The 19,157-nt window shown below is 38.1% G+C and carries 12 protein-coding genes and 1 tRNA gene; all 13 read left to right on the top strand.

The features are described 5' to 3' along the window. Window positions 1–3: 3 nt before the first annotated feature. The 13 genes from L2B55_RS01150 (at window position 4) to L2B55_RS01090 (ending at window position 19,155) form a co-directional block, all read left to right on the top strand. Window positions 4–546, top strand: coding sequence for a hypothetical protein (locus tag L2B55_RS01150; RefSeq protein ID WP_237848465.1), 543 nt, complete (start codon window positions 4–6; stop codon window positions 544–546). Between the two features lie 723 nt (window positions 547–1,269). After that, window positions 1,270–1,737: a JAB domain-containing protein gene (locus L2B55_RS01145; protein ID WP_237848464.1), complete on the top strand. Its 468-nt coding sequence runs from the start codon at window positions 1,270–1,272 to the stop codon at window positions 1,735–1,737. A gap of 61 nt (window positions 1,738–1,798) precedes the next feature. Then, complete coding sequence (locus L2B55_RS01140) at window positions 1,799–2,776, top strand: AAA family ATPase (protein ID WP_237848463.1); 978 nt, start codon at window positions 1,799–1,801, stop codon at window positions 2,774–2,776. Next, entirely contained in the window at window positions 2,777–5,329 is a 2,553-nt protein-coding gene (locus tag L2B55_RS01135) for a S8 family peptidase (protein ID WP_237848462.1), read from the top strand. A gap of 550 nt (window positions 5,330–5,879) precedes the next feature. Continuing rightward, a tRNA-Pro gene (locus tag L2B55_RS01130) sits at window positions 5,880–5,953 on the top strand. A 75-nt stretch (window positions 5,954–6,028) separates the two neighbouring features. After that, window positions 6,029–6,934 (top strand): alpha/beta hydrolase, encoded by a 906-nt coding sequence (locus L2B55_RS01125; protein ID WP_237848461.1) that lies wholly within the window; start codon window positions 6,029–6,031, stop codon window positions 6,932–6,934. A gap of 363 nt (window positions 6,935–7,297) precedes the next feature. Then, a complete protein-coding gene (locus L2B55_RS01120; protein WP_237848460.1) occupies window positions 7,298–8,683 on the top strand; it encodes an FAD-binding oxidoreductase in 1,386 nt (461 codons plus the stop codon). 308 nt (window positions 8,684–8,991) lie between these two features. Continuing rightward, window positions 8,992–10,194 carry a DcaP family trimeric outer membrane transporter gene (locus L2B55_RS01115; RefSeq protein ID WP_237848459.1) on the top strand — a complete coding sequence of 401 codons (1,203 nt, stop codon included), beginning with the start codon at window positions 8,992–8,994 and terminating at the stop codon, window positions 10,192–10,194. Between the two features lie 432 nt (window positions 10,195–10,626). Then, window positions 10,627–11,244, top strand: a complete 618-nt coding sequence (locus tag L2B55_RS01110; protein WP_237848458.1) for an RNA polymerase sigma factor — start codon at window positions 10,627–10,629, stop codon at window positions 11,242–11,244. Between the two features lie 117 nt (window positions 11,245–11,361). Further along, complete coding sequence (locus L2B55_RS01105; protein ID WP_237848457.1) at window positions 11,362–12,321, top strand: FecR family protein; 960 nt, start codon at window positions 11,362–11,364, stop codon at window positions 12,319–12,321. 150 nt (window positions 12,322–12,471) lie between these two features. Beyond that, window positions 12,472–15,780 (top strand): TonB-dependent receptor, encoded by a 3,309-nt coding sequence (locus tag L2B55_RS01100; protein WP_237848456.1) that lies wholly within the window; start codon window positions 12,472–12,474, stop codon window positions 15,778–15,780. 20 nt (window positions 15,781–15,800) lie between these two features. Next, a complete protein-coding gene (locus L2B55_RS01095; RefSeq protein WP_237848455.1) occupies window positions 15,801–17,330 on the top strand; it encodes a RagB/SusD family nutrient uptake outer membrane protein in 1,530 nt (509 codons plus the stop codon). Between the two features lie 148 nt (window positions 17,331–17,478). Further along, window positions 17,479–19,155 (top strand): alpha-amylase family glycosyl hydrolase, encoded by a 1,677-nt coding sequence (locus L2B55_RS01090; protein WP_237848454.1) that lies wholly within the window; start codon window positions 17,479–17,481, stop codon window positions 19,153–19,155. Window positions 19,156–19,157 lie beyond the last annotated feature (2 nt).

Genomic DNA, 19,157 nt, shown 5'->3' with positions numbered 1-19,157 from the left:
TTTATGAAAAAGTTTCAAAGATTATTATTAATGGCATTAACGCCATTCATCATATTAAATTGCTCCTCACTTGTAGCGAGTTCTCAAAGCATTCCTTTCGAAAAACTGCATAATTTACTGGATTCATGGAAATCTAAAACTCCCCAAAAGATAGACAAAGAACTATTTATTATTACTCCGAAATGGAAACGCTCATCAACTGACCTACAAATGGATGAAGATTATTATTTCTATTTATGGGAATTAACTAAATCTAAAATTGGAGAACAAGCATTGAATGCAAGTTACAGTGATTGGGAGGATGGCCGATATGAATACAAATTAATTTATGGCTTCACTAGTAAGCTCCTAAAAGATTTATATCTAAAAAAAATATTAGCGTTAAAACCTAAACAAATTGGGTCATCTCCTCAATGGGAGAAAAAAAATCGTTGTAAAATTTATGTGCATGAGAATGTTCAATACACAATTTTTGAACATTATTCTACCTCAAATGACTTAAGTCCAATGGCATATTCAGTTGAATTAAGAATTGTAGAAGAATAATAATGAATTCATAACATAAAAGATTAAACTCCATAGTTAACCGCTATGGAGTTTTTTCGTTTAACTACCTTTCTGCAAGCCGTACAGATCCAGTTTTTGCCCTACCCTCATGTGGTGGACTAAGGAGGGATAAGCCAAAAACTGATCTTCGGAAAACTCATTCTATTTTCCTTTATAAGTGGTTACTGGACTGCTTATATAGGGGTGTTACTGGATCGGAATATATAACTGAAAGGAAATTAGGCGTTCCTCATTCCGAAGCTACCTAAAATTCCGCCAGATTCGTAAAGCTATGCTTTACAAGCCCCAACGCTTTTCAGCTTGGAACATTTTAGTCCAATACATTACCCTTATAAAATCTTCCAGGCTTACCCAACCCTTCGCTTTCTGTCACAATTTTTGTCCACTTCTCCATTCGTCATCGTAAAGCTGCCTTTATCTTTTAAATCTAATTCCGCTAAAGCTTCATCCATTTAAAAGCTAACCGCTTTACACGTTTGGCTCGCCTGCTTGTCGTGAAGGGCTGCGGAACTGATCATAGCTTTTGAGAGCCTACACACAAACCTAATTCAAAAGCTTCGCCAGTTCCTTGTGCAAAGCATATCAAAGCATCGCCCTAGCGGGCTTCTTTGCTTTGACCCTTCACTTAACTCGCAGCGGCGAGCACGTTCTGTCGTTGCTATCAATTAACTCAGTCATAAATCATTTTTTATCACTATTTACATGAAAAATTCACAGGTTAACACTATTTCTATGGTTTCCGAAATCTCTTTACGGTATAACCCAAAAGTAAAGGCATCAGATATGAAAACCGTTCATTCATCAAAAGACGCTTACACAATTTTTAAAGGGCATTGGGATGACGGATTGATAGGATTTTTGGAAGAATTCAAGATTCTCTTATTAAAGCGCAGTCATAAGGTAATCGGGATTTATCAGGTTTCCTTGGGTGGGGTTTCAGGAACAGTGGTAGATGCGAAGATCATCTTTGCTGCTGCATTGTTATCGCATGCATCTGCTATTATCCTTTGTCACAATCACCCTTCTGGGACATTAAGTCCAAGTCAACAGGATATTCAACTAACTAAGCAGCTTAAAGAAGCCGGAAGGGTGTTGAATATTGAGATATTGGATCATTTGATAATAACGAGTGATAGTTATTACAGTTTTGGAGATGAGGGGCTTTTATAGCCTCTCTCTTTGACTTGAAACTTATAATTTTAATAATCATATTTATTGTACTTTTGAACTTATGGCAGCATCTGATCAAATAAAAAGCTTAATCAAATCGTTTGGAGATGGGGACGATGAACGTTTTTTTTCTTCTGCAATACAAATAGCGGCATCAGAGGCCCGTCAAGGTCATACTACAATTGCTCAAGAGCTAAAAGAATTGATTGATAGGGCTAGAAAGAACAGATCATTATCTTTTGTTGGTCGGAATAAAACCATTTCAATTTCTCAACCAAAACGGGAACTTAATGAACTTATTGATGTTTTTCAGCCTCAGCTAAAGCTCGATGATATGATTTTGGATACGCATGTTCAGAGTGCGTTGGAAAGGTTAATAGCAGAACAGCAAAAGTGGGAAATAATCAGGCAGCACAATCTTTCTCCTAGAAGAAAAATACTTTTGATAGGTCCACCGGGTTGTGGTAAAACAATGACAGCACAAGCAATAGCTGGTGAACTTGGAATTCCTGTTTTTATAATTCGGTTAGATGGGTTGATGTCAAAATTCATGGGAGAATCTATTTCTAAGTTAAGGCAGATATTTGATGCAATGCCTGATTATAGAGGAGTATACTTATTTGACGAATTTGACTCGATTGGGTCTCATCGTAATCAAGGACAAGATGTTGGAGAAATTAAAAGGGTATTAAACAGTTTTTTAATTAACATCGAGAAGGATCATAGTAATAGTATTATAATTGCTGCAACAAATCTACCAGAGTCCCTAGATAAAGCACTGTTTAGACGTTTCGATGATATAGTTACTTACCCTTTGCCCGGTAAGGCAGAGATTGTTTCAACTATAAAGAAAAACACTTCAGGATTCTCTTTTGATACTAAAATCAACTACAAACAAGTTTCCGAAATCGCAGAGGGTTTAAATTATTCAGATATTGTAAAAGCTTGCGAAGAATCAATTAAAGAAATGATTCTTAGTGAAAATAATGTTTTAAATAAGGACTATTTTATAGCCTTATTAAGGAAGAGAAAATCATAGATGCCAGAATCAGTACAACTACCTCACCTCCAAATTAATGGATATAAAACCGATGAGCCGTATCGATACCCTCGATTGGTAAACATTCAATCTAGATTAGTTGAGCGTGATAGAGCTGCTCATGGAGCAAGAATATTAAATCAGCTTAATAATATTAAAGCACGATTTGAGGAATTGCAAGCAGTGCAACTTCCTCAAAATGTTGAACGAGATGAAGCCATTTATGTAGAATTTGTTTCAGAGTGGAGTTATCCTTTAAAATTTGAAAGTTTATATGATTCTCGAGAGAATTATCAACTTTTAAAGATATCTAATGAAGTGATAGAAAATCAAGAGAGATATCGGGTTCTGGTAATGCTTAAAAAGGGAGGGATTAGTCATTTTATTAAAGCAGTTGAGAAATATTTAGATGAAAGTAGGGACAGAATAAAAATAGATGAAAATGGTAACGAAACACGTAGAACTCCATCCAACAATGCATTATTAGCAAATGTTGAATTAATTCAATTAGCATCTCTTGAAGCATTCTGGAGTGATGCACCAGAAAAACCTTTTCCAAATGTTGAGCAAGAAGTTTGGTGGGAAGTGTGGTTTAGAAAAACTTCCAATGATGATGAAAAGATGCTCAAAGTTCTTAATAATCTTAATTCAATAGGAGCTCAAATTACTAACTCTGATATAATTTTCCCTGAGCATACGATAAGATTAATCAAAGCTTCGGCAATACAACTTTCTCGGTCCTTAATGTTGCTGGATAATCTCTCGGAATTGAGATCACCACAAGAGTTACCAGAGTTTATCACGGATGAAGAAATTACAACTCAAGATAAAGAAACGTGGCTGCAAGATTTAATTAATCGAACGGATAACAGAATCTCTGAAACGCCTGTGGTTATTTGCCTAGTTGATACAGGAGTTAATAATCGACACCCTCTTTTAAGCCCTTTTCTTCCTGACGACAGATTATTTACATTGAAAGATGGCTGGGGAAAATATGATAGTTGGAGTGGAGGTGGACATGGAACAGGAATGGCAAGTTTAGCTGTTTATGGAGACTTAACGGAGGCGTTGGCTTCTCCTGAGCGAATACAAATATTTCATGGATTAGAATCATTTAAATTAATTCAGAGGGATGTAATTAATGAACCTGAATTATATGGTAGTATAACAAAATCAGCGTGCTATACTCCAGCAAGTTCGAATCCTCAAAATCCAAGAGTCTATTGTATGGCAATTTGTGACCCAGATTTTGCATTTAAAGGACGCCCTTCCTCTTGGTCTGCTGCCATTGATAAAATTATTGTTGGAGAGCCAAATAATCAATTGGACCCACCGCAAATATTTGTTGTTAGCGGAGGCAACGTCCATATTGAGGGACATAATGAATATCCAAGTAAAAATGAAATTGAATCAATTCATGATCCGGGTCAATCTTATAATGCAATTACTGTAGGCTCATATACAAGAAAAGAAAGATTAAGTGCCGAAGAACAAAACAACGGGTTTTCAGCATTAGCTCCATATGGAGCTATGTCGCCTTCTTCTTCAACTTCATTATTTTGGGATTCCCAATGGCCAAATAAACCAGACGTTGTTATGGAAGGTGGAAACAGGGCAACCAATGGAACATTTACATTCCTTAGCAATAATCTAAGGTTATTAAGTACCCATAATAATGGGGCTAAAATTTTTCAATCATTTGGAGATACTAGTGGAGCTGCGGCATTGGCCTCAAAAATGGCTGCTGAAATAATGACTAAATACCCGAATTTATGGCCTGAAACTATTAGGGGTTTGATGATACACTCAGCAGATTGGACAAGTGCAATGTTGGGAAATGGGAGAGTCGAACAATTTACTGAACCAAGAAAGAGAGCTTTATTACGCACAGTTGGCTATGGAGTTCCTGTTTTGTCCAAAGCATTATATAGTGCTTCAAATTCATTGACTATAATTGCAGAAAGAGAAATACAGCCTTTCTTACAGAATAATAATAATGATCCGAAATATAATGAATACCATCTTTTTAAACTTCCTTGGCCAGTTGAAGTGTTAAGAGATGTTTTATATACTAATGATGTTAAACTTACTGTAACTTTATCTTATTACATTGAACCTAATCCAGGAAACAGGAGATATTCCAATAGTTTTCAGTATCATTCTCATGCATTAGATTTCATTGCTATAAAACCGAATGAATCTCTTGACATTTTTAAACGTAGGATTTCCTCCGCTTCTGAGCAAGAAGAAATGGAAGAAAGTATAGATACAAGTGGTGAACCCTGGGTTTTAAAAAGGCTTAGAAATAAAGGGTCGATTAAAAAGGACTTTATAGTGATGTCAGGAGCGGATCTTTCAACTAGAAATATCATTGCAGTGTTCCCTAAAAATGGATGGTATAAAACAAGAAAGAAATTAGGAAAAGCAAATACCAAAGTGAGGTATAGTCTAATAGTCTCTCTTGAAACACCAAGAACAGAGGTTGATATTTATACTCCTGTACAAACTCAAATATCAATTGAAAACATAGTCGAAATCCCAATTAATGTTTAAATCAGCGTACCTTTTAGTGTACCTTCATATGAAGGTTTAAATAATAAATAGATTGAAAATCAACTAATTAAATTACATAAAAAGGGTGACGCACAAGCATGAGTGCTGGAGTTTTTCATAACACTGAGATTAGTTATAAGCATATTCCGCAAGATAGGAGCTAGCTAAAATTCAATAATAGGGACACAGAACAGATTCTTACCTTTTATAAGGTAAAAATTGAAAGTTCTTTGTCCCTATTTGTTTCTATAAGTGCCTACTTACAATTCTGGCAAGACGTCTTTTAAACGCTCATCAGTAATCTCCCCTGGGCCTCGCAAATAGTTAAAGGTAACGATCATATTAGAGTGCTGTAAAAGGGAATCATCGGACGATCATATTTTCTATCTTTGACGAGTTCTGTTAGAAATCTGTACTCTTTTTTGTACCCTGAAGCTTCTTAAAAGAAATTTAATAACGAGAATTAACATATTAATTAACCCGCATTATTGATTTAAATAGTTCAATAACAGGAGAAAACAAACTAATTATAGAAGGCTTAATTAACCTTCGGGGTGTAGCGTAGCCCGGTATCGCGCCAGCATGGGGTGCTGGAGGTCGTCGGTTCAAATCCGGCCATCCCGACATAGAAATAAGCTTTCTATATATAAATAGAAGGCTTTTATTGGTAAATCCAAGTAATAATCTATTATTTATCTGATGGTAATTTCGTCTAGTACCAAGGCTCAGCAACAAATTTTACTTTATAACCATTCAGTTCCCAATTCAAAATCTTCGGCAATTGCTGAAATAAGCGAAGTTGGAGCAGATGGAAACCTTAGAATTAGGAATGTAACCCAGCCAACGCTGACCGTTTTTCGTCCGGCCGATGAAAAAGCGAATGGCACCGCAGTAATTATTTGTCCCGGTGGTGGTTATGGATTGCTGGCATTTAGTCACGAAGGGACAGATGTAGCCAGGTTACTCAATGATTGGGGAATAACAGCTTTCGTGCTGAAATACCGTTTGCCCAGTGATGAAATTATGGTAGATAAAAGTATTGGTCCGCTACAGGATGCCCAACGGGCAATTCAATTGGTTCGAGCGCGGGCAAAGGACTGGAAACTTAATGTAAACAGTATTGGAGTAATGGGGTTTAGTGCAGGTGGGCATTTGGCCGCGTCGTTAGCAACGCATTTTGGTAGAGCTTTTATCGATAATCCTGATAAAATTAACCTGAAACCCAATTTTATGATTTTAGCCTATCCGGTAATCAGTTTCAGTAAGGAAATAGGCCATGCCGGCAGCCGGATAGCATTGTTGGGTCCTGAACCCACAGGAGAGCAAATAAAACTGTTTAGTAATGAACAGCAAGTCAGTAGCGAAACGCCGCCTGCGTTTATTATGCATGCACTTGATGATAAAGGCGTGTCGGTTGCTAACAGTACCGCCTTTATGGGGGCTTTGGAGCATAATAATGTTAAGTTTGAAAAATACTTTTATGAAAAAGGCGGACATGGTTTCGGCTTGGTTAATCGGGCAAGTACCATTGCATGGACCGCTTACCTCCAAAATTGGATGGTTAAAAACAAATGGATTCATGTCAATTCCGCTTCCGCCAATTGAACCATTCAGAAAGTTGCAAATTTTTATCTCAAAATGATCCTTAAACTCTATCTTGGACTAGGTTATGACCGGTATACCAATGGCAATATATACGGTAATATAGTAAACTATTCGATTTATCAGGTGGCGGTCAAGTAGAGAGGAAAAACTGATGAGCTTCCAAAGATGCATGGACCTTAGTTAACTGAATAAGAAACCGTACTCCTTTTTAGACTCGTGACTTTCGAGTTGATAAGACAACATAGATTTATACAAATATTCCTTCTTCAATACATTTTCATAAGCTTTAAAAATTATATATAATATATTGTAAATTAGGTATATATAAACAATACAATGCTTTAGGAAAAACAAAATTCAACTATGAAGGAGCTAGAAACAACAACTATCAACGATTTTAAAACGAACTTTCAGGGCGATGTACTTTTATCTTCAGATGTAGGGTATGACGAAGCACGCCAGATCTGGAACGCTATGATCGATCGCAAACCCCGACTGATTGCCCGCTGCAAATCACCAGAAGATGTCGTCCAGGCCGTTAAGTTCGGTCTTCAACATAATCTGCTCATTTCCATTCGGGGGGGAGGGCACAACATTGCCGGTAATGCCGTCTGTGATGATGGCCTTATGATCGACCTTTCATTGATGAAGAGCGTAGTGGTAGATCCGAATACCCGAAGGGCAATTGTTGAACCTGGCTGCACCCTAGCCGACTTCGATAAGGTTGCGCAGGCTCATGGTCTTGCCACTCCGTTGGGTATCAACTCAACTACTGGTGTTGCCGGACTCACACTCGGCGGCGGCTTTGGTTGGTTGAGCCGGAAATACGGTATGACCGTCGATAATCTCCTCTCAGCAAATGTCGTTATGGCCGATGGTAATCTAGTACGAGCGAGCGAAACGGAGAATTCTGACCTTTTCTGGGGTTTGCGTGGTGGCGGTGGGAATTTCGGTATTGTCACTAGCTTTGAGTTTCAACTTCATCCCGTTGGACCAAACGTATTGAGCGGACTTATTGTCTTTCCTTTCGACGAGGCAAAGTCTGTTCTTACACAGTTCGCCCGTTTTACTGAGACGATGCCGAATGAACTTAATGTGTGGATGGTTACTCGAAAGGCCCCTCCACTTCCGTTTCTGTCAGAAAATGTTCATGGGAAGGAGATAATTGCACTTGCCTTGTGTTACCTAGGTGACCCTGTTGAGGGAGAAAAGCTGATAGACCCACTGCGCGGCTTTGGCACGGTTCTAGGCGAGCATATCGGTGTGCAACCTTTCACTGCCTGGCAGCAAGCTTTCGACCCGCTCCTTACTCGAGGTGCGCGCAACTATTGGAAGTCCCATAATTTCAGTCGTATCAGTGAGGGTGTGATCGACAATATTATCGAATATGCAAGCAAGCTGCCGTCATCGCAGTGTGAAATCTTTATTGGTACGATTGGGGGCCAAACAGCCCAAGTAGCGCCTGAAGCGATGGCATATTCATGCCGAGATGCTAATTACGTAATGAACGTTCATGGCCGCTGGGAGTCGGCCCCTGAGGATGAAAGTTGCATAGCTTGGTCGCGCGAATTCTTCGCCAAGACTCAACCGTTCGCCAGTGGAGGAGCGTACATCAACTTTCTCACCCAGGACGAAGCTGAGCGAATTTCGTTTGCCTATGGTTCTACATACAAACGCTTAGTGGAACTCAAGAGGAAATATGACCCGATGAATCTTTTTCGGATGAATCAGAATATCAATCCGGCATGAAAAAAGTTGTGCCAGAAGTATAGGTTGAGCACTTCATAGAGAAGAATTTAAATCATCTAAATAGGTGCTGGAGGGCGGCGTTTCAAATCCGGCCATCCCGACTTTTGGAAAGCTCAGCATTTGCTGGGTTTTTGTTTTCTATTTATAAGCTATTTCATTTACATACTAGACTGGAAGTCAAAAAATTATATTTTTACTCATAGGTAATATCAAGAGAGTGCAAGTTTTTAAACTTGCACAATTATTGCATTATAAAGAAAATTCTATAAATAGTAGTATTAAAATACAAACCACCACAACCTATACCTATGAGGAAGTACTGGTTGACCCTTCTTGTAAATTTTATTTGTCTGAGCCTTTTTGCACAGCAGGTACAAAAAACTGTATTTGAAATCTCGGCTCAGGTAATGACTGATATGGGTTATAACTTTAATCAAGTTAATCCCGATTACTTCGATGTAATGCGTCCTACACAATTGCCGGCATTTAAAAATCAATACGGTACCGACGGTAATGTCTATTTTGGTGTACGTCAGTCTATGCTGGATTTTAAAAGTTTTACACCGACGCGTTTGGGTAAATTAATGACCCGTTTAACATTTGACTTATTTGGTGTGGCAAATGATGCCGGTCGTACGACATTTCATATGCTTTACGCTTATGTGGAGTTAGGCATGGTAGGTTTTGGTCACAACTGGAGCTTGTTTTGCGATTTTGACGGGTATCCAAATACGATTGAATACTGGGGGCCGGTAGGTATGTCTTTGTGTAAAAACGTCCAGTTACGTTTTATTCCACTTAATGGCGCCAATCGGCTGGCTTTTGCACTTGAACGCCCAGGAGCAAGTGCTGACCAAGGCATATACAGTGACAGGATTGAGCTACAAGATGTAGATCCAAAGTTTGAATTACCCGATTTGTCAGCAGAATTTCGTATGACACGTAAATGGGGCTATGCTGAGTTAGCAGGGCTAGTTCGTAAAATTGAATGGGTTGACCAAGGCACTCAGCCTTTTAATCTCGGAGGAAAAGCCGTAGGATGGGGACTTAACCTAAGCACTAATCTTAAATTAGGAAAGAAAAGTGTATTTCTGGGACAAGCAATCGTTGGGGAAGGAATTGAGAATTATATGAACGATGCACCGACAGATATAGGAATCAAAAATCAATTAGGGAATGTTAATTCACCTGTTAAAGGAGTTGCATTGCCACTTTACAGTTACTCCGCTTACCTTAATCATCAATGGAATAAACAGTTCAGCAGCATAATTGGCTATTCATCAATAGTTATTGATAATTCAGACGGACAAAGTGCTCAAGCCTTTCGTATAGGTCGCTATGCTAGTACCAATTTATTGTATTACCCAGTGCCTAATCTTACTGCAGGTGTTGAACTGCAGTGGATTAATCGTGAAAATTTTAACGACGGATGGAAAACATCTGCCACTAAAATTCAAATTAGCCTTAGATATTTTTTTAGTAAAGTCTTTGTACTACATAAGGAAGAATAGCCCCATGATGATATTTAACTTTTAAATGGGGAGGGTAATATTTGTCTTTCGATACAAATGGGAGGGCCGTCAAATCCTTAAAAAATTGTTCTCCGTTTTAAAAAAGTGTTGCTTTTTTTTCCATGCTTCTAAAAAACACACAAGCCTTTTTATAAACCAGGATTGCATCTTGAATGCTTATGCTTTTCTGAGTTCAGTTCTGCAACAGTAGTAGGTTGAAATGGCCCATCGTAGGCCTGGTTGATGCTATAAAGATGGAAACCAATATTATGGTTACTCAAGATTTTACTGTTGGCGAAAAGCGACGAGTGGGCGCTTTTTTTATGTGGCGTGCTTAAAGGCGTGATGATTGCTTTTCGGGTTAACAGCAATAGTCGTTTAACTGATTGTAAATAATCGTCTTGCTTCTGTTTTGTGTTTCTATTACTACTTATGTATCTTTCCGCCCGAAATCAGTCATCAGATAAGTTGAATAAAATTTCTGAGAATAGCATGTCTTTTGTAGATAGTGATTATAAGCAGAATAAGGTCGCTTTTAAGGCCTTGTTCGATTTATATGCGCCTAAAATTTACAAGTTTGGCTATTCTTATCTGAAGTCGACTTATGATGCCGAAGAGTTGGTTCAGGAAGTTTTTATACGGCTTTGGAATCAGAAAGCATCGCTTGATGAGTCCAAAAATATCAAGGCTTATGTTTTTAAAACGGCAGTCAACCTTATTTATGACCATTTGAGAAAAAGGAAGCTTGAAAAGTTACACACGGAGCTTGCTTTATTTCAACAAAGCGAAGAAGATGATTCAACCTGGAACAACCTCGCCCTTATTGATCTTCAAAATCAATTAAACGGCTTAGTTGCTCAAATGCCCGAACAACGAAGGCAAGTATTTACAATGAGCAGGTTTGATGGCTTGAGTTATGATGAAATTGCTCAACAGTTAAATATTTCTAAACGAACGGTAGAAAATCAGATTTACCGTGCAATGACTTTTCTGAAAGAGCATATTGATTCCAAGTACATGTTGTACCTCGCATTCTTCTATTTCTCTTAATACAATCCTTTTTTATTTTTTTAATGAGCGCGTGAGTAGTTACGATTACTTGTACGTATTAGTATTAAATGACCAATTTTAAAAGATGATCATGCGTCTTTTAGCGAGCTTATAATTATGAAATCAGAAAACAAGGAAAAAATCATTCAATCGTTTTACAACTGTGAAATGGAGTTTGAAATTAAGAATGATTTATATAAGCAATTGGAGCAAACAGAAAGTTCGGCAGAGGAACAAACATTAACAGCGCCGCTGTTCGAAAAGATTTGCGAGACGATTGCTGAAAATGAAAAACTGCAAAAAAGAAGAAAGTTGATTCGTCTGATGACTTTGATTGGGTCAAGGGCAGCAATCTTTATTTTTGGAATGCTGATCTATGTTTTTGCTCTTCAGCCTTATTTTAACAGAAAGATCAATGAGTCAGAAATTAGAATTATTGCCGGCAATAAATCGAGTTCACAGACTATTTTACCTGACGGCTCAACGGTTTTTTTAAATGCAAATTCTGAGTTAACCTATAAACTCAACTCTTCTGACAAAAGGGAGGTGTTTTTGAAGGGAGAAGGCTGGTTTAAGGTTGCCAAAATGCCCGAAAAAACATTTATTGTACATGCCGGTCAGTATAAGGTAGCAGTACATGGAACGGTTTTCAATGTGAAAGCTTATCCTCAAAATAAAGAGGTAATAACCACACTGCAGGAAGGTTCTATTGAAATTTTACCCGAAAACGATATTAGTGCAATTAAACCTACCCTAATGATTCCGGGCCAACAGTTTACGTTCAACAAAGAGAAAAAAGAGTCAAGCTTAACTACAGTTCAGCCTGAGCTGGCTTCGGTATGGAAAGAAACAGAGGTGAGATTTGAAAATAAAAACTTCGGGGACCTGCTGAAAATTCTGGAAAGCAGATACAATGTGCAGTTTGAGGTTCATGATCCATCATTGTTTAAATACCATTATGACGGAAGCATTAGGAATGAAAATATTATTCAGGTGCTGAATTTAATTAAAGAAACACTTCCAATTAAATATCAGCTGGTTATGGGCAATGTAATAATGATTGAGAAACAACCTTAATGTATTAGATAAACCAAAATTTATTGCTTATGAAATAAAAAAGATTACAAATGAGGAATTAATAAAAAAGTGCCGAAAGAAAGGTCGAAGAGTCTTTCGGCACGCAAGATCAACTTAAATGAACTTTTGAATTAATCTTTAATTAAAACTATGCAAAAAATAATTAAAAACTACTTTAATCCTATAAATGGATGGAAAAAAGTAGGGTTTAAGTGTATGCTGATTATCCTGTTAGTAGCAACTTTTGATTTAGGAACAGCATATTCACAATCACAAAATCTAACTCTTGATTTTGATAATACACCTATTACAGAGGTGTTTAAGGTTATAGAGGCAAAAACTACTTATCGTTTCTTTTATCAGCGCGAACAACTTGATGTTAATCGAAAAGTTTCGTTGCATGTAAAAAACAAATCGGTTCAAGATGTATTAAACTCATTGTTCGGTGGCTCAAATGTTAATTTCACTATTCAAAAAGACAACCTTATCCTTCTTAAAACCACTAAAACTAGTCAGGGTACAAAGGAAGAAAGCCGCAAAGTAACCGGAATCATCACTGATGAGGAAGGGACTGCTTTGCCAGGTGTTGGGGTTAGTGTTAAAAATTCGACCATTGGCGCCACTACTGATTTTAATGGAAAGTATGAAATAATCGTTCCATCGAGCGGATCGGTATTGGTTTTCAGCTTTCTGGGAATGACAACGCAAGAAGTTAGGGTTGGAGGCAACAGTACCATTAACATAAAGTTACTTAGCAATGTCATTGGGTTGAAAGAAGTTGTCGTGGCAGTAGGTTATGGTTCAGTAAATAAGAAAGACCTCACCGGATCGGTAGCAACTATTAATACTAAGGATTTTAATAAAGGAATTGCTGTTAACCCAGTTGACTTAATTCAGGGTCGTATGCCTGGTATTAACGTAGTTAACAATGGAGGAGAGCCAGGAGCAGGTGCATCGGTTCGTATCAGAGGGTCAAATTCTGTGCGTTCTGGTCAGGACCCTCTATATGTAGTTGACGGAGTTCCATTAGACATTACAGATGCCCAACCTAGTGGGGCAACCATTACCGGAGCGGGTAGTGCCGCAACCAAAAATCCGTTAAACTTCTTAAATCCGGATGATATTGAAAGCATGGATGTATTGAAAGATGCGTCTGCCACCGCTATTTATGGTTCACGTGGAGCAAACGGTGTTATCTTGATTACAACTAAAAAAGGAAAATCAGGCAAAGGTGTATTGACTTATTCGGGAAGTACCTCAATATCTGAACTTCCAAAGCAATTGGACTTATTGAACGCTGAAGAGTTCCTTGCATTCAGAACAGAAAAGGGCTTAACCGGTGGTGATTACGGGGCTAACACCAATTGGCAGAGCCAAATTTACAGAACAGCTCGAACGCAAAGTCACAATTTATCCTATGGAGGCGGTAATGATAAAGGCTCATACCGTGCTTCATTAAGTTATTTAGACCAGGAAGGTATCATTAAAAAAACCGGATTAAAGAAGTATACCGGAAGATTTAATGTGATCCAAAACTTGATAAATGATAAATTACGTTTGGAAGCTAATTTAACTGCGGCTCGTACCGGCGATCAGCGCGTTCCTATTGGAGAAACCGGAGGCTATGAGGGCGATGTGATTTTATCGTCATTAAAATTGAATCCTACCTTGCCTGTTTATAACCCAGATGGTACGTTTAAACAGATGAGTGCTGACGTGCGTAACCCATTGGCAATGATTGACCTGACAAGCGATAATAATCAAACTGACCGTGTTTTAGGTAATATCAGCGGATCTTTTGAAATTATCAAAGGCTTGAAATATAAGATCAATCTGGCTGCTGACCAATCGAATGCATCGAGGAAAGTGATGCAAAATCAAAACCTTATTTATTTAACGAATAAAGGCACTGTGGATATAAGCAATGTTTCTCTGTCGAGTAATTTGATTGAGAATTATCTGACTTATGATTTTAATATTAATGAGAATAACCGTTTTAATGTACTGGCAGGTCATTCATACCAACAGTTTAAAACTTACAGCTATAAGTTTAGTGAAGACGGATTTACCATTACCGACTTTGACTATATCAATAATTTAGGTTTAGGTAATGCTAAAGCGGCTACTGTTGGCTCGTCAATTGTTAAAAATGCGTTGCAATCATTTTTTGGCCGTGTAAATTATTCCTTAAATAATAAGTATTTAGTTACTGCTACGCTAAGAAGCGATGGTTCAACCAAGTTTGGTGCAAATAATAAATATGGACTATTCCCTTCAGCTTCGGTTGCATGGAAATTAAATGAGGAAGAGTTTGTTAAAAATTTAGGTGTTTTCAGCAACCTGAAAATGCGTTTAGGCTGGGGTATTACCGGTAACCAGGAGATTCCTAATAAGATATCTCAAATATTGCTAGGTTCTTCTTCTTCTGGTTTATCAGCCATTTTAGACGGATCGGCCAAAAACGTAACTCCAGGGATTACACTTACCCGTACGCCAAACCCTGATATTCGGTGGGAAAAAACCAACCAGGTAAATGCCGGTATTGATTTTGGATTTGCCAACGGACGTATTACCGGTACCATCGATTATTTCGATAAAACCACCTCCGACGTATTGTTGGAAGTATTCTCAATTTCTCCTGCTCCAACCACTAAAGTATGGTCAAATGTTCCTGATATGAAAATTAAGAACAGGGGTGTTGAGCTTGGTTTAACCGGTATCATTTTAAATAAAAAAGATCTTACCTGGGATGCAGGTGTAAACATCACTACCATTAAAAATGAGGTATCGGGCTTGCCAATGAGTCAGATCACAACGGGCTCGCCAAGTGGTCCGGGTATTACCGGGTTCTCTTCGCAGGTTATTAAAAACGGCTATCCAATTGGTACTTTCTGGGGACGTAAATTCTTAGGGTTTGATGAGTTAGGTAATAGTGTTTTTGAAAAAGACGCCGACGGAGTTGAAATTCAGCAATCTTTAGGATCGGCGCTGCCGAAGTTAACCTATGGTTTTAATACAAGCCTAATTTATAAAGGGTTAGATCTTGTGTTAAACTTTAATGGTGTTTATGGCAATAAGGTTTACAACAACGTTGCAAATATTATCAGTCAGAATACTTTAATTTCTAAAGAATGGAATGCAACGAAAGAAGCTGCTCAAAGTACAGAGAATTCAAACGGTACATTGACTTACAGTAGCCGTTTCATTGAAAATGGATCGTTCTTACGTTTGTCAAATGTAACATTGGGTTACACAGTCAATTTGAAAAACATTAACTGGTTGAGTAAGTTCCGTTTCAATGTAACGGGCAACAACCTGTTTGTAATTACTGATTACTCTGGTTACGATCCTGAAGTTAATGCCGATCACTCATCAGGAGGTGTACCTTCAATGGGTATTGACTGGACAACTTATCCCAAAGCTCGTACTGTCGTTTTCGGAGTAAATGTTGAATTCTAAATTCTAAATGACAATTAAACATGAAAAAAATATATATTCTAGTTAGTGCATTGGCTCTTATCATAAGTTCTTGTTCGGTAAAAGAGGAAATTTTAGATGAAGTTAACGGAGGAAATGTTGTTACTGATAATAAAAATGTTGAAATGATTGTTGCCCCTGCTTATGCTTACTTAAGAGATTTGAATAGCAGATCAGGTGTTTGGGGTGCCTTATTGGCAACTACTGATGAGTTGGCATGGCCGGCAAGAGGGGCTGATTGGGTTTCAGTTGACTATCAGACACTTTGTACGCACAATTATAAACCAACTAATATTTATATCCGTAACACCTGGAATAGCTTTATGCTTGGTGTTACCCGTTGCAATGTGGCGTTACAGTATTTGTCGGCTTTCCCTAAATCAGAGAAAACGGACGTTTACATTGCCGAAGTGAGATTCATCAGAGCGCTTTGCATGTTCAAGCTTGCGGATAACTTCGGAAAGTTTCCGTTCAGGGAGTATACTGAAACCGATTATTCAAAACAACCAACCATTTATAATCGCGAGCAGGCTGTTGAGCGTATCATTAAAGAGATCAATGAGATTATTCCGGTATTAAAGAATAAGTCAGAAGTTCCTTATGGAAGAGTATCAAAAGCAGCGGCTCAAATGCTATTGGCTAATGTTTACTTAAATCATGAGGTTTATACCGGAAAAGCAAAATGGCAGGAAACAATTAAAGCTTGCGACGATATTATTAACTCGAACCTGTATAAAGTTGCTGATGACTATTGGGGTTTGTTCCAATATGATAATGCCAACTACTTACAAAGTACCGAGTCAATTTTATCGGTTATTTATGATGAAACCAATGGTTTAACAGGCTTAGCATCGCCTTCAATTACACTACATTATAGCCAGAAATTTGGGACCTATACAAGTTTATTGAATGGATGCTGTACTACTCCGGCTTTTGTTGATACCTGGGATGTTAATGATAAACGCTTTAAAGATACCCGCTTAGTTAGCCAGTTAGGCTTTAATCAGGGTTTATTAATTGGTCAGCAATATTCAACTGCTGGAGTTGCATTAAAGACACGTACCGGAGATCCACTAATCTATACAAAAAATTTCAGCATTTCTAACTCAAAAGAAGAGCAAGGTGTACGTATCGTTAAGTTTGCTCCTAACCCTGCTTCCACTTCTCCAGGTCAAAATGCCGGAAATGATTTTCCGTTGTATCGTTTATCTGATACGTATCTTATCCGTGCTGAGGCGAAATTTAGAGCAGGTGATGTTGCCGGTGCCTTGACCGATCTTAATTACATAAGAAACACCAAACGTGGGCAACCAGCTTATACTTCGCTCGATTTAGGTAAAATTTTGAATGAGCGCGGATATGAATTGTATTGGGAGGGTAATCGTAGAACTGATTTAATCCGCTTCAATAAATACACAGCTCCTCGTGCTGAGAAGAATTTTGAAACACCTGCTTACATGGTGTTACTGCCAATTCCTATTAGCGCAATTGAGGCCAATCCTAATTTAACTCAGAATATAGGATATAATTAAAAGAAACGATTGTAAGAAAGTTAACCACTATTGGCGGCCTTTGTTTTGTGAAGGCTGCCAATGGTTAACTAATGCATTGTTTACTTTTACAAGGCTCCGCTATGATCATTGCATAAGTGATTTCCTGGTAATTTTTATAATTATATAAATGAAACAATTCGTAATTGCATTGTGCTTTACAATGTTTACAGGCTCGCTTTTGGCCCAAAAAATACAGCCGGTCCCTGTTTGGTTAAAAACAGCCATATTTTATCAGATCTATCCGCAGAGTTTTCAAGATACCAATAATGACGGCATTGGTGATATTAACGGTATTACTCATCGGCTTGATTATATTAAATGGCTGGGTTGTAATGCAATTTGGATCAACCCTTGTTTTGAGTCTCCTTTTTTTGATGCCGGATACGATGTGACTGATTATTACAAAGTGGCTCCTCGATATGGTACCAATCAAGATCTGGAGAACTTATTTAAAGAAGCTCATAAACGAAACATCAAGGTTTGTTTAGACTTGGTGGCGGGACATACCTCCGATCAGCATCCATGGTTCAAAGCATCTCAGCAACAAACACTAAACGAATTTTCGGACCGATACATCTGGACGAACGATTCAACCTTAAAACCGGAAAAGTTTGTTGCCGGTAAATTTGAACGAAATGGCACTTACCGTAAAAACTTCTTTGAGTGCCAACCCGCATTGAATTATGGCTATGGTAAACCCAATCCCGATAATCCATGGGAACAAGCTGTAACAGCAGAAGGGCCTCAAAAGACAAAATCCGAGTTGATCAGGATCATAGATTTTTGGATGGATAAAGGCGCTGATGGATTCAGGGTTGATATGGCGGGCTCTTTAGTAAAGAATGACCCTGATTTAGTGGCAACAAATAAGTTATGGAAAGATATCCGTTCTCATTTTCAGTCGAAATATGCTGATGGGATTTTAATTGCAGAATGGGGTGATCCGGCAAAATCGATCAAAGCTAATTTTATGATGGATTTTCTCATCCACTTACGCAATTCAGGTTATAGTTCTATGTTTTTTAATAAAGAAGGCGTTTATCGACATGATACCTGTTATTTCAGTAGCCAGGGTAATGGCTCTCCGGTCAATTTCATCAACCTCTATAATCAACAATTAAAAGAGGTTGTTGCAGGCAAAGGGTATTTGTGTTTGCCAACTTCCAATCATGATTTTCAGCGTCCGGCAAGTGGCGACAGGAATACCATTGAGCAGTTAAAGGCAGCTATGGTTTTTTTCTTAACCCTGCCAAGCGTTCCGTTGGTTTATTATGGCGATGAGATTGGGATGAAATACATCAGCGGATTACCTAATAAAGAAGGCAGTGTGTTAAGCAAAGGAAATCGTGCCGGAACAAGAACTCCTATGCAATGGGATAAAACCAAAGGTGCAGGTTTCTCGAGTGCCGATCCCGAGAAGTTTTATTTGCCATTGGATTCTTCATTGATCCGTCCTGATGTGGCTACTCAATTAGCTGATACAAACTCACTACTTCATTTTACCCGTAAACTGTTGACTTTAAGAAGCTCTTCCAAGGCTTTGAAAACAGAAGGAACTATTCAGTTTTATAACACTGCTGAGCATACATATCCCTTGGTTTATCAGCGTAAGTTCAAAAACGAAACCTTCTTGATTGTGATCAATCCTTCAGCTAAAGAACAAGCAATTCAAATAAAGTCTGATAAAAACGTTAAAAAGGTAAACCCAACGCTTATTGATGGGGTAGAGTTGAACACTGATAAAAGTAAAGGACTAACCATTACAGCTAAGACCTACGGTTACGGCATTTTCAAGTTAAACTAAAA

This window comes from Solitalea lacus (genome assembly GCF_022014595.1).
Classification (GTDB): Bacteria; Bacteroidota; Bacteroidia; order Sphingobacteriales; family Sphingobacteriaceae; genus Solitalea; species Solitalea lacus.
The sequence above is the reverse complement of the archived record's forward strand: the minus strand, read 5'-3'. Positions and strand labels throughout refer to the sequence as shown.